This window comes from Sphingomonas corticis (assembly GCF_012035195.1).
Lineage (GTDB): Bacteria > Pseudomonadota > Alphaproteobacteria > Sphingomonadales > Sphingomonadaceae > Sphingomonas > Sphingomonas corticis.
The window spans coordinates 70,393-82,471 of sequence record NZ_JAAVJH010000007.1 but is presented as its reverse complement, the minus strand read 5'-3'; the positions used below and the strand labels follow the sequence as shown (position 1 = coordinate 82,471).

Below are 12,079 nucleotides of genomic sequence, written 5' to 3'. Positions count from 1 at the left end.
GTTATCGCAACCAGCTAGCGGAACGCCCGGGTGGTTGACGCAGATGTGATATTATTACATGGCGCCGCCATGCCGCCCGACCCGCCCCATCGGCCGCAGCGCATCGAATCGATCGACCGGCTGCGCGGGCTCGTCATGCTGCTGATGCTGGTCGATCATGCGCGCGAGTTCTTCTTCATCGGACACCAGGTGGCGGACCCGATGGACCTCGCGGCGACCTCGCCCGCGCTGTTCCTCACCCGACTGGCGGCGCATCTGTGCGCGCCGGTGTTCGTGGCGCTGACGGGACTCGCCGCCTGGCTCTACGGGCAGGGACGCTCCACCGCCGACACGGCCGCTTTCCTGCTGAAGCGGGGTGCGTTCCTGATCGTGCTGGAGGTCACGCTGGTCGGCTTCGCCTGGAGCTTCGCGCTGCCGCCGACGACCATCTACCTTCAGGTGATCTTCGCGATCGGCATGTCGATGGTCGCGCTGGCGGCGCTGGTGTACCTGCCGCGCGCCGCCGTCGCCGCGATCGGCGTGGGGATCGTGGCGGGGCACAATCTCCTCGATCCGGTCAGCCTGCCCCCGGGGGGAGCCGGGCATGCGGTCTGGGCCGTCCTGCACGATCGCGGCTACATCGCGCTCGGCGACGGGTTGCGGGCGCGGACCTCCTATCCGGTGCTGCCGTGGATCGGCGTGATCGCGCTCGGCTACACCGTCGGCCCGTGGTTCGTGCTGGAGCGCGGGGCGCGGCGACGGCGGCTGGCGATCGCCGGCGTGGCGATGCTGGGCGCGTTCGTCGCCCTGCGCGCGTTGAACCTGTACGGCGATTCGGTGCCCTGGGGCGCGGAGGGCGGCATGGGTCAAACCGCCATGGCGTTCGTCAACCTTACCAAATACCCGCCCTCGCTCGATTTCCTGCTGCTGACGCTCGGAATCGGCGCGCTGCTGTTGGCGGCGTGGGATGCGCAGCCGGGCGGGGCGCTGGCGGTGATGGGCGGTGCGCCGCTGTTCTTCTACCTGCTGCACCTTTACGTGCTTCACCTCGCGAAGGTCGCGTGGGTCGCGCTGGCGGGTGGCGAAGGGGAGGTGCCCTCGGTAGCGTGGGTGTGGCTGATCGCTGCGGTCGCGGCGCCGCCCTTGTGGTGGGCGACGCGCTGGTTCGCGCAGGTGAAGCAGCGCAGCCATCGCTGGTGGCTGCGCTACCTCTGAGCGGAGAGTCGTGCGCTGGAGCGTGCGGGCCGGCGCCGGGCGGCGATCAGTGCCGCGGCGGCCCCTTGCGCGGGCGCGGCGGACCGCTGCCGCGCGGCGCGCCGCCGCCGCCGCCCTGCGCGGGCGGGGGCATGCCCTCGGGCGCGCGCTCGATGCGGATGCCGCTCTCGTCCTCGCCCTGGGGGTCGGCGCTGCGTGCCACGGCCTGGGCGAACCTGGGCGCGACCGCGCGCGGCACCTGGAACCACGTCTCCGCGCCGCCGATGCGGATCGCGCCGATCTCGTTCTTCGTGATGTGCCCGCGGCGGCACAGCACCGGCAGGATCCAGCGCGCCTCCGCCCGCTGGCGCCGCCCGACGTTCATGCGGAACCAGACCGTGTCGTCGAAGCCCGGCCGGTGCCGCTCCTCGCGCGACTGAGGCGTGGCGGCGATCAGTTCCTCGGGTGCGGGCAGGGCGGCGCGATGCGCGCGGACCAGCGCGGCGGCCAGGTCCTCGGCCGAGCGCTCGGCCAGCAACCGCTGCGCCAGCGCGCGATCCTCCTCGTCCACCTCGATCGGCGCCAGCAGCGTCTCCAGCAGCCGCTCGCGGTCGCGCGCGCGGATATCCTCCACGCTGGGCACGTCGATCCATTCGGCGGCGATGCGCGCGCCCTTCAGCATCATGTCGACACGGCGGCGGCGCGGGTACGGGACGATCAGCACCGCCGTCCCCTTCTTGCCCGCGCGGCCGGTCCGGCCGGAACGGTGCTGGAGCGTCTCCGCGTCGCGCGGCAGCTCGACGTGGATGACCAGGCTCAGCGTCGGCAGGTCGATGCCACGCGCCGCAACGTCGGTGGCCACGCAGACGCGGGCGCGGCCGTCGCGCAGCGCCTGGAGCGCGGAATTCCGCTCGTTCTGCGAATGCTCGCCCGATAGCGCCACCGCCGCGAAGCCGCGGTCGACCAGGCTGGCGTGCAGGTGCCGCACGTTGTCGCGCGTGGCGCAGAACAGGATCGCCGTCTCCGCCTCGTGCAGCCGCAGCAGGTTGATGGCGGCATGCTCGATGTCCGCGGGCGCGACCGCCATCGCCTGATAGGCGATGTCGCCGTGGCCGCGATCCTCGCCGACGGTCGAGATGCGCAGCGCGTCGCGCTGGTACCGCCGGGCCAGCGCCACGATCGGCTTGGGCATCGTCGCGGAGAACAGGAGCGTACGGCGCTCCCCCGGCGTGGCGTCGAGCAGCTCTTCGAGATCCTCGCGAAAGCCCATGTCGAGCATCTCGTCCGCCTCGTCGAGGACGGCCGTGCGCAAGGACCCGAGCTCCAGCGCGCCGCGCTCCAGGTGATCGCGCAGCCGCCCCGGCGTGCCGACCACGACGTGCGCGCCCGCGTTCAGCGCGCGGCGCTCCCGGCTGGCGTCCATGCCGCCGACGCAGGTCGCGATCCGCACGCCCGCCTTCTCATAGAGCCACATCAGCTCGCGGCTGACCTGCAACGCCAGCTCGCGCGTCGGCGCGATGACGAGCGCGAGCGGCGCCTGCGCGCGCCCGGCGTCCAGCAGGTCCCCCGACATCGCGAGGCCGAAGGCAACGGTCTTGCCGGACCCGGTCTGCGCGGACACGACGAGGTCGCGCCCCTCCGCCTCCGGCGCCACGACGGCGGCCTGGACGGCGGTGAGCGAGTCGTAGCCGCGCGCGGCGAGCGCCTCGGCAAGAAGCGGCGGGAGATCTTGAACGGTCATGAAGCGGGGCGAGATGGGCGCGACCGCCACGAAACGCAAGGGCCGAATAGCCGCTGACGAATGCCGCGCGAGCGCCTATGTTGGCGCGCGATGGCCGACTTCCTGGACCTTGGCGAGCCGCCGCAGCCGGCCGCCGCCGCGCAGCCCTATCGCGTGCTGGCGCGCAAATACCGACCGCAGACCTTCAACGCGCTGATCGGTCAGGAGGCGATGGTCCGCACGCTGGAGAATGCGATCAGGCGCGATCGCATCGCCCACGCCTTCCTGCTGACGGGCGTGCGCGGCGTGGGCAAGACCAGCACCGCGCGGCTGATCGCGAAGGCGCTGAACTGCATCGGCCCGGACGGGCAGGGCGGACCGACGATCGACCCGTGCGGCGTGTGCGAGCCGTGCCGCGCCATCGCCGAGGGCCGCCACATCGACGTGATCGAGATGGATGCGGCGAGCCATACCGGCGTCGACGACGTGCGCGAGATCATCGACGCCTCGCGCTATGCCGCCGTCTCCGCGCGGTACAAGATCTACATCGTCGACGAAGTCCACATGCTGTCGAAGAACGCGTTCAACGCGCTGCTGAAGACGCTGGAGGAGCCGCCCGCGCACGTGAAGTTCCTGTTCGCCACGACGGAGGTGAACAAGGTGCCGGTGACGGTGCTGTCGCGCTGTCAGCGCTTCGACCTGCGCCGCATCCCGGCGGAAACGCTGGCGACGCATTTCGCGCACGTCGCCGAGGCGGAAGGCGTCGCCGCCGAGCCGGAGGCGCTGGCGCTGGTGGCGCGCGCGGCGGAGGGATCGGCGCGCGACGGGCTGTCGATCCTCGATCAGGCGATCGCGCACGCCGACCTTGCCGGCGGCGGCGTCCAGGCGGACGCGGTGCGCGAGATGCTTGGCCTTTCCGATCGCAACGCGGTGCGCGACCTGCTCGGCCTGGTCCTCGCCGCCGACGCGCCGGGCGCGCTGGCCGCGATCCGGCGACAGTACGACTTGGGCGTCGATCCCGCCGGCGTGATGCGCGCGCTGCTGGAGGCGGTGCACGGCGTGACGCAGGTGAAGGTGGGCGGCGGTGACGACGCCGCGCTGCCCGCGGAGGAGCGCGCCGCCTATCGCGACTGGGCGGGCAAGCTGTCCTTTCCCTTGCTCCATCGCCTCTGGCAGCTGCTGCTGAAGGGCCACGAGGAGGTGGCCCGCGCCGCGCTGCCGATCGAGACCGCGGAGATGGCGGTGCTGCGCGCGATCCACGCCTCCACGCTGCCCGATCCCGGCGACCTGGCGCGACGGCTGGCAAACGGCGCGATGCCGGCGGCCGCGCCGGCCGCGACGCCGCCGACGCCGGCCGAGCCCGCCGACCGTTCGCCCGCCACCTTCGCGGCGCTGGTGGACCTGCTATCCGACGAGAAGCAGGCGATCCTCGCCTTCAAGCTGAAGCAGGGCGCGCGCGTCGTGTCCTACGCGGCCGGCGAGATCGTGTTCAGCGGCTCGCGCCCGATCGCGGCGGACACGCTGAGCGACCTCGCCGCCGCGCTGCGCACGCTGACCGGGCGGCAGTGGCGACTGTCGCTCGCCGACGTGGACGGGGCGCCGACCCTCGTGGAGGCGGAACTCGCCGCCGTCCAGGCGCGTCACGACGAAGCCCGCGCCGACGCCACGGTGGCGGCGGCGCTGGATGCCTTTCCCGGGGCGGAACTGATCGATCCGCCCGCAGCACAACGGAGTTTCCAATGAAGGATATCAACGACATCCTGGCCATGGCGCAGAACGTCCAGGAGGAACTGACGAAGGCGCAGGAAGGGCTCGACACGATCGAGGTGGAGGGCGCGTCGGGCGGCGGGCTGGTGAAGGTGAAGGCGTCCGCCAAGGGCCGCGTCATCTCGCTCAGCATCGACGATTCGCTGCTCGTGCCCGCGGAGAAGCAGATGCTGGAGGATCTGGTCGTCGCCGCCTTCAACGACGCCCGCGCGAAGGCCGACGCCGCGTCCTCGGCGGAAATGGCGAAGATGACCAGCGGCCTGCCGCTGCCGCCGGGGTTCAAGCTGCCGTTCTGACGGTTTTGTAACGGCTTGGGAACAATCCCCTCCTCTCGTCGCTTTGTCGCGCGTCGAAGAGACGAGAGGAGGATGGCATGTCCGATGATCGCGTAACGCAGACCCCGCACACCACCGTGATCGAGCGCCGCAGCAGCGGCGGTGGGTTGCTGATTGGCGTGGCCGTGCTGATCGTCGTGCTGGTGGCCGCGTACTTCCTGCTCGTGCGCAACGACAGCGAGGTCGCGAAGAACAGCGCGGTTACGTCCGCGGCGAAGAGCGTGGAACGGACCGCCGACAAGGCGGGATCGGCAATCGACGGCGAGGCGAAGTAGGTCTCGCTGCGAAGATCGATTGACGAAGCTTCGACAAGCTCAGCATGACTGGTGACGGTGGGCTGTCACCGTCCTTCGTTCGCTCTGAGCTTGTCGAAGTGCCGTTCGTCTTCCGCCTTGTTGCTCACTTCAGGCAGGCGTCCAGGCCGCCACGCCGCACCACGCCGACATAGCGCGCGATCGCGTTGCCGTGCCGCCGCACGAAGCCCTTGGGCGCCACCGCCTCGCGCTTCTTCGGTAGCGGCAGCACCGCGGCGATCCGCCCCGCCTCGGTGGGCGAGAGCCGCGCGGCGGAGTGGCCGAAATAGCGCTGCGCGCCCGCCTCCGCGCCGTAGGTGCCGATCCCGGTCTCGGCGATGTTGAGGTACACCTCCATGATCCGCTTCTTCGGCCACAGCAGCTCGATCAGGACGGTGAAATAGGCCTCCATCGCCTTGCGGACGTAGCCGCCGCCCTGCCACAGGAAAGCGTTCTTCGCCGTCTGCTGGCTGATCGTCGAACCGCCGCGGATGCGCCCGCCCTGCGCGTTGCGCCAGGCGGCGTTGGCGATGGCGCGGTAGTCGAACCCGTGATGCTCGCAGAAGCGCGAGTCCTCGCCCGCGATCGCCGCGCGCGGCATGTCCGGATCGATCCGCGACAGCGGCGTCCAGTCCTTCGTCACCGAGTGGCCGCCCATCAGGTCGCCCGCCATCGTGAAGGTGAACGGCACGGGCACGAAGCGGTAGAGGCCGACCCACGCCACGGTGACGATCACGAACCAGAGCAGGGCTTTGGACAGGAGGCGGACGGCGCGGATCATGGGTCGACGCTAGACGATGTCCAAGCGCGGAGGAAAGAAGCGATCGGACATCTCGCCCCGACACCCGTGTCCCCGCGAAGGAGGGGACCCGGCCTGGGCTCCCGCCTTCGCGGGAGCACGGATTACGCCGTCAGCAGCCGCTTCTCGCCCGCCAGCCGCATCATCGCGCGCTGCAGCTTCTCGAACGCGCGCACCTCGATCTGGCGCACGCGCTCGCGGCTGACACCATAGACCTGGCTCAATTCCTCCAGCGTCTTGGGATCGTCGGTCAGCCGCCGCTCGGTCAGGATGTGCTTCTCGCGATCGTTCAGGTCGTCCATCGCATCGACCAGCATGCCATGGCGCACGTCCGCTTCCTGCTGGTCGGCGACCACCTTGTCCTGCAACGGCGCATCGTCCTGCAGCCAGTCCTGCCACTGGCCCTCGCCGTCCTCGCGCATCGAGACGTTGAGCGAGGTGTCGCCCCCCATCGCCATGCGGCGATTCATGCTGACGACGTCCGCCTCGGCCACGCCCAGGTCGGTCGCGATCTTCTGCACGTTCTCAGGGCTGAGGTCGCCGTCCTCGAACGCGTCAAGCCGCGCCTTCATGCGGCGCAGGTTGAAGAACAGCTTCTTCTGCGCCGCGGTGGTGCCCATCTTCACGAGGCTCCAGGAGCGCAGGATGAACTCCTGTATGGAGGCGCGGATCCACCACATCGCGTAGGTCGCCAGGCGGAAGCCGCGATCGGGCTCGAACTTCTTCACGCCCTGCATCAGCCCGATGTTGCCCTCGGAGATCAGCTCGCTGACCGGCAGGCCGTAGCCGCGATAGCCCATCGCGATCTTCGCGACGAGCCGCAGGTGGCTGGTGACGAGCTGCGCCGCCGCCTCGGTGTCGCCATGCTCCTGGAACCGCTTGGCGAGCATATATTCCTGCTCGGGCGCCAGGATGGGAAATTTTTTGATTTCCGACAGATAGCGGTTGAGGCTCTGCTCGCCGCCGAGCGCCGGGATCGTCGCGGGGACGTTGCTGCGGCCTGCCATGATCGAAAACTCCCTTTCCTGACCGGGAACGCGGCGCCCGCCAGCGGCGCATCCGCGTGATCCCTGGTTATACGTGAAGGTGACTGAACAGTTCCTGCATGTCCTGCGGCATCGCGCTCTCCAGCGACACGTCGATGCCCGTCACCGGGTGGATGAAGCCGAGGCGCGCGGCATGAAGTGCCTGCCGGTGGAACGACAATCGTTCCAATACGCCCTTGTGAGCCTGTTTTGTTCTACCATAGGCCGGGTCGCCGAGCAACCCGTGGCCGATCGACGCCATGTGGACGCGCACCTGGTGGGTGCGTCCCGTTTCCAGCCGGCATTCGACCAGCGCGGCGTCGCGCAGGCGCTCGACCGTGCGGAAATGCGTCACGGCGCGCTTGCCGCCGGCGACGATCGCCACCTTCTTGCGGTTGTGCGGCGATCGCGCCAGCGGCGCGTCCACCGTGCCGGCGGGCGGGGCCGGTTGGCCGGACACGATCGCCCGATAGCGCCGGTCGATCGAGTGCGCCGCGAACTGCTTGGCCAGCCCCTCGTGCGCGCGGTCGGTCTTTGCCGCCACCATCAGGCCCGAGGTGTCCTTGTCGATGCGGTGCACGATGCCGGGCCGCGCCACGCCGCCGATGCCGGACAGCGATCCGCCGCAATGGTGCAGCAGCGCATTGACGAGCGTGCCGTCGGGATTCCCGCAGGCGGGATGGACGACGAGGCCCGCGGGCTTGTCGACCACGATCAGATGCTCGTCCTCGAACGCGACCACCAGCGGGATGTCCTGCGCCTCGTTGTGCGCGGGGGCGGGATCGGGCACCGCCACGGCAAAGGCGTCGCCGCCCGCCGCGCGCTTCGCCGGGTCGCGCACGGCGACGCCGTCGCGCGTCACCTGGCCGGCGGCGATCAGCACCTTCAGCCGCTCCCGCGACAGCGTCGGCACCGCGTCCGCCAGCGCGCGATCCAGCCGCCACCCGTCGGCGGCCGGCGCGATCCGCGCCTCGATGATGGAAACCCCCCGGTTCATTGTTCTATCGAAAATGGGGATGACGCTGGAACTTTCAATCGCCGATCGCGACGCCATGCTCGCCCACGCGCGCTCCACGGCGGTGGAGGCGTGCGGGCTGCTGCTGGGTGCGGGCGCGCGGGTGGAGCGGGCCGTTCCCTGCGCCAACGTCGCCGCCGATCCCGCGCGCTTCTTCGAGATCGATCCCGCCGCGCTGATCGCTGCGCACCGCGACGCGCGGGCCGGCGGCCCGGCGGTGATCGGCCATTACCACTCGCATCCCTCGGGTCGCGCCCGGCCCTCGCCGCGCGACGCCGCGGACGCTGCGCCCGACGGATCGCTGTGGATCGTGATCGCGGGCGGACGGCTGACCGCGTGGCGCGCCGTGGAAAAAGGGAGCCTGCACGGCCGCTTCGACCCGGTCGACCTCACCGTGACGGCATGACGCCGGTTGCGCCGCGATTCGCGAACGGTATGAGGGACCGATAGCCCGAGGGGATTGCATGACCATCAGCCCGGTCGATTTCGCCAGCCTGCTGTGTTCGCGGCTGTGCCACGATCTGCTCTCGCCGATCGGCGCGCTCAACAACGGGCTGGAACTGCTCGCCGACGAGACCGATCCGGACATGCGCGCGCGCTGCATGACGCTGCTGCACGAGAGTGCGCGCGTGTCGGCGAACAAGCTGAAGTTCTTCCGCCTGGCGTTCGGCGCGGCGGGCGGCTTCGGCGAGCGGGTGGACACGCGCGAGGCGCGGATCGCGCTGGAAGGGCTGCTGGGCGACAACAAGCGGCTCGACCTGCAATGGCAGGTCGGCGAGAACGAGCTGCCCAAGGCGGCGGTGAAGGTGCTGCTGAACCTGGCGCTGATCGCGGGCGACACGCTGCCGCGCGGCGGCACGGTGACGATCGGCGCCGAGGAGACGGGCGAGGCGGTGGAGATCGTGCTTCAGGCGGAGGGGCAGCGCATCATCCTTGATCCCGAGCTGCGCGACACGCTGGTCGACGGCGCGCCCGGCGCCGCCGTCACGCCGCGCGCCGCCGCCGCCTTCCTCGTCCACGCGCTGGCGCAGGAGGCGGGCGGCTCGGTGATGGTGAGCGCGCCGGTGGAGAACGCGCTGCTGTTCGGTGCCACACTGCCGCTGCGCTGATCCCGCGCAAGGCGCAGTAAAGCCGCTTTTAACCCTCGCCGTGCGATGCGCGGCGCATGGACGACCTGCTGCAGGAATTCATCGCCGAAACGCGTGAGACGCTGGAGGCGATATCGGGCGAGATCATCGGCTGGGAAGCCGCGCCCGACGATCGTGCGCGGCTCGATGCCATCTTCCGTTTCGTCCACACGATCAAGGGCAGCTGCGGTTTCCTCGACCTGCCGCGCCTCACCCGGCTGAGCCACGCCGCGGAGGACGCGCTGTCCGCGGTGCGCGACGGGCGCCGCGCCCCCGACGCGCGACTGGTCACCGCCATCCTCGCCATCATCGATCGTATCGGCGAGGTCGTGGAGGCGATCGACGCGGGGGCGGCGCTGGACGACAGCGGCGAGGACATGCTGATCGCGGCCCTGGACGGCGCGCCGCCGCCCGGCCTGATCGCGATCGTCGACGCGGCGGACGTCGTCGCGCCGGATCACAACGCCCCTGCGTTTCGCGCCGCCAAGCGGACGGTGCGCCTGTCCGTCGACCTGCTGGACGACATGATGAGCGGCGTGTCGGACATGGTGCTGGCGCGCAACCAGCTGGCGCGGGGCCTGCGCGAGCAGGGCGATCCGCGGCTGGAAGCGATGCTCGAGCGGCTGACGATGACGGTCGACAATCTGCGCGACACGGTGACGCGCACGCGGATGCAGCGGATCGAGATGCTCTTCGCGCCGCTGCCGCGGCTGGTGCGCGACGTCGCTGCGGTGGTCGGCAAGCAGGTGTCGCTGACGATCGAGGGCGGCGACGTGGAGCTCGACCGCGAGATGATCGAGCTGCTGCGCGATCCGCTGGTCCACCTGGTGCGCAACGCGATCGACCACGGGATCGAGACGATGGAGGCGCGCCACGCCGCCGGCAAGCCGTCCGCCGGCGTGCTGAAAGTCTCCGCGCGCCAGGCCGGCAACCTCATCCTGATCGAGATCGCCGACGACGGCGCCGGGATCGACACCGACCGTCTGGTGGCGAAGATCGGGCGCGAGCAGCCGCATCGCCAGCGCCAGCTGGCGCAGCTGTCCGACCACGATCGTGCCGCCCTGGTCTTCGAGCCCGGCCTGTCCTCGCGCGACGAGGCGACGTCGGTATCCGGCCGCGGCGTCGGCATGGACGTGGTGAAGGCCAATGTCGAGCAGACCGGCGGGCGGATCCAGCTGCTGAACCGGCCCGGGCAGGGCCTGACGGTGTCGCTGGAGGTGCCGCTGACGCTGGCCATCCTCAACGCGGTGATGGTCAACGCCGCCGGCAGCCGCTTCGCGCTGTCTCGCCAGGTGGTGGAGGAGATCGTCGCCGTCGACCAGTCGCAGGTGCGGGTCGACCGGTTCGGCAGCAGCGCGATGGTGGTGGTGCGCGGCCAGCGGTTGCCGCTGGTCAATCTGGAGCGGCTGCTGGGCCGGCCGGAGAGCGAGCGGCTGCGGCTGCTGGCGGTCGTGTCCGTCCGCGCGGGGCGCTACGCCCTGGCGCTGGACGATGTCACCGACACGCAGGAGCTGGTGGTGAAGCCCGCCGCCCCCGCGGTGATGCGGGTCGGCATCTTCGCCGGTCAGATGCTGCCCGACGACGGCCAGCCGCTGTTGTTGCTCGACGTCGCCGGCATCGCCGAGCGCGCCGGCCTGTCGTTCGAGGCGGTGTCGGAGAAGGCGGTGGAGGCGACAGCGGTGGAGCCCGTCCGCGCGCTGCTGTTCGACGACGTCGACGGCGTGCGCCGGATGATCCCCGCCGACGCGGTGGACCGGATCGAGCGCGTCGGCACGACCCATGTGAACCTTGCCGCCGGGACGCTGTGGCTCACGTCGGACGGGCGCTCCGTCCCCGTGTACGACGGCGCGGGCGCGCACCGGGCCGAGGACGTGACGACCGTCCTGCGGCTCCAGCTCGACGACCGCGAGCTCGCCTATCCGGTGCGCACCGCGATCGAGATCGTGCCGCTGCCCGACGAGCTGACGCCTGCCGATGCCGGCGCCGCCTCGGGCGTGGCCCTGGTGGACGGCCGCCCGGTCGAGCTGCTCGACCCGCTTCGGCTGCTGGAGGCGATGGGCGCGGCGGTCGGCGGCGAGCGGCCGCTGTGCCTGCTGCACGGCGGCGAGGGGCCGTGGATGGAAGTGTTCCTGCGCCCCACGATCGAGGCTGCGGGCTATCGCGCGGTCCGCCAGCTCGCACCCGGCGAGCAGGCCCGCGTGGCGCTGGCCATGGCGGACGACGCCGATCCCCCGGTGGGAACGGTGATCCGCCTGGGCCGTGCGCGCGGGGAGGGGGTCTATCGCTACGATCGCGCCGCGCTGGTCGCCGCGCTGCAGGAGATGAGGGCATGAGCGGCGAGAGCCTGCACCTGGTCGCGCACGTCGGCGGCTGCGGCGTGCTGATCGAGACCGCGCGGGTCGATTCGGTGGTCGACGTCGACGTCCTCGTGCCCGTCCCGGGCACCGCGCCGGCGGTGCTGGGGCTGGCGGCGATGCGCAGCCGGGTCGCCACGGTGATCGATGCGCGCCGCGTCCTGGGCCTCGCGCCGGGCGCCGCGCCCGCGCCTGGACCGAACGCGCGGACCCGCGCCGTCGTCACCGCCGTGGACGGGCACCTCTACGCCATCGCGGTGGACACGCTGGAGGACGTGGCGCGGTTCGAGATCGAGCCGATGCCCGCCGGCCTGTCGGCGATGTCGCAGGTGGCGCGCGGCGTGGCGGAGGGGGAGGGCGAGACGTTGCTGGCGCTCGACCTCGACCGCCTGATCGCCGCGATCGACGGCCCCGTTAACGCCAAGCTTACGCCTGGCGATGCAAACACCTCCGCACCAACCAACGGGTGAG

General features: G+C 71.1%; 12 protein-coding genes. 8 read left to right on the top strand and 4 right to left on the bottom strand.

Going from position 1 to position 12,079, the window contains the following annotated elements:
• Positions 1-69 precede the first annotated feature (69 nt).
• Entirely contained in the window at positions 70-1,194 is a 1,125-nt protein-coding gene (locus HBH26_RS12865; RefSeq protein ID WP_168135032.1) for an acetyltransferase domain-containing protein, read from the top strand.
• A 46-nt stretch (positions 1,195-1,240) separates the two neighbouring features.
• Here HBH26_RS12865 and HBH26_RS12860 read toward each other — a convergent pair whose 3' ends face one another.
• Entirely contained in the window at positions 1,241-2,914 is a 1,674-nt protein-coding gene (locus tag HBH26_RS12860; RefSeq protein WP_168135031.1) for a DEAD/DEAH box helicase, read from the bottom strand.
• Positions 2,915-3,004: 90 nt separating this feature from the next.
• On the opposite strand from HBH26_RS12860, the gene HBH26_RS12855 reads away from it, so the two are divergent.
• From HBH26_RS12855 to HBH26_RS12845, 3 genes are all read left to right on the top strand, one after another.
• Positions 3,005-4,636 (top strand): DNA polymerase III subunit gamma/tau, encoded by a 1,632-nt coding sequence (locus tag HBH26_RS12855; protein ID WP_168135030.1) that lies wholly within the window; start codon positions 3,005-3,007, stop codon positions 4,634-4,636.
• Positions 4,633-4,956, top strand: coding sequence for a YbaB/EbfC family nucleoid-associated protein (locus tag HBH26_RS12850; protein ID WP_168135029.1), 324 nt, complete (start codon positions 4,633-4,635; stop codon positions 4,954-4,956). The genes HBH26_RS12855 and HBH26_RS12850 overlap by 4 nt, the downstream gene beginning before the upstream one ends.
• 77 nt (positions 4,957-5,033) lie before the next feature.
• Positions 5,034-5,270, top strand: a complete 237-nt coding sequence (locus HBH26_RS12845) for a hypothetical protein (protein WP_168135028.1) — start codon at positions 5,034-5,036, stop codon at positions 5,268-5,270.
• 124 nt (positions 5,271-5,394) lie between these two features.
• Here the strand turns inward: HBH26_RS12845 and mtgA are convergent, their stop codons facing one another.
• The 3 genes from mtgA to HBH26_RS12830 form a co-directional block, all read right to left on the bottom strand.
• A complete protein-coding gene (mtgA, locus tag HBH26_RS12840; RefSeq protein ID WP_168135027.1) occupies positions 5,395-6,069 on the bottom strand; it encodes a monofunctional biosynthetic peptidoglycan transglycosylase in 675 nt (224 codons plus the stop codon).
• A gap of 122 nt (positions 6,070-6,191) precedes the next feature.
• Entirely contained in the window at positions 6,192-7,094 is a 903-nt protein-coding gene (rpoH, locus tag HBH26_RS12835; protein WP_168135026.1) for an RNA polymerase sigma factor RpoH, read from the bottom strand.
• 67 nt (positions 7,095-7,161) lie between these two features.
• Positions 7,162-8,109, bottom strand: a complete 948-nt coding sequence (locus tag HBH26_RS12830; RefSeq protein ID WP_168135025.1) for an RluA family pseudouridine synthase — start codon at positions 8,107-8,109, stop codon at positions 7,162-7,164.
• 19 nt (positions 8,110-8,128) lie between these two features.
• Between HBH26_RS12830 and HBH26_RS12825 the strand changes: the two genes are divergently transcribed.
• From HBH26_RS12825 to HBH26_RS12810, 4 genes are read left to right on the top strand one after another with little or no spacing between them, the layout of a single operon-like run.
• Entirely contained in the window at positions 8,129-8,533 is a 405-nt protein-coding gene (locus HBH26_RS12825) for a M67 family metallopeptidase (RefSeq protein WP_168135024.1), read from the top strand.
• 58 nt (positions 8,534-8,591) lie between these two features.
• Positions 8,592-9,236 (top strand): histidine phosphotransferase family protein, encoded by a 645-nt coding sequence (locus HBH26_RS12820; protein WP_168135023.1) that lies wholly within the window; start codon positions 8,592-8,594, stop codon positions 9,234-9,236.
• 56 nt (positions 9,237-9,292) lie between these two features.
• Positions 9,293-11,587 carry a chemotaxis protein CheA gene (locus HBH26_RS12815; RefSeq protein ID WP_168135022.1) on the top strand — a complete coding sequence of 765 codons (2,295 nt, stop codon included), beginning with the start codon at positions 9,293-9,295 and terminating at the stop codon, positions 11,585-11,587.
• A complete protein-coding gene (locus HBH26_RS12810; protein ID WP_168135021.1) occupies positions 11,584-12,078 on the top strand; it encodes a chemotaxis protein CheW in 495 nt (164 codons plus the stop codon). Before HBH26_RS12815 ends, HBH26_RS12810 begins: the two co-directional genes overlap by 4 nt.
• Position 12,079 lies beyond the last annotated feature (1 nt).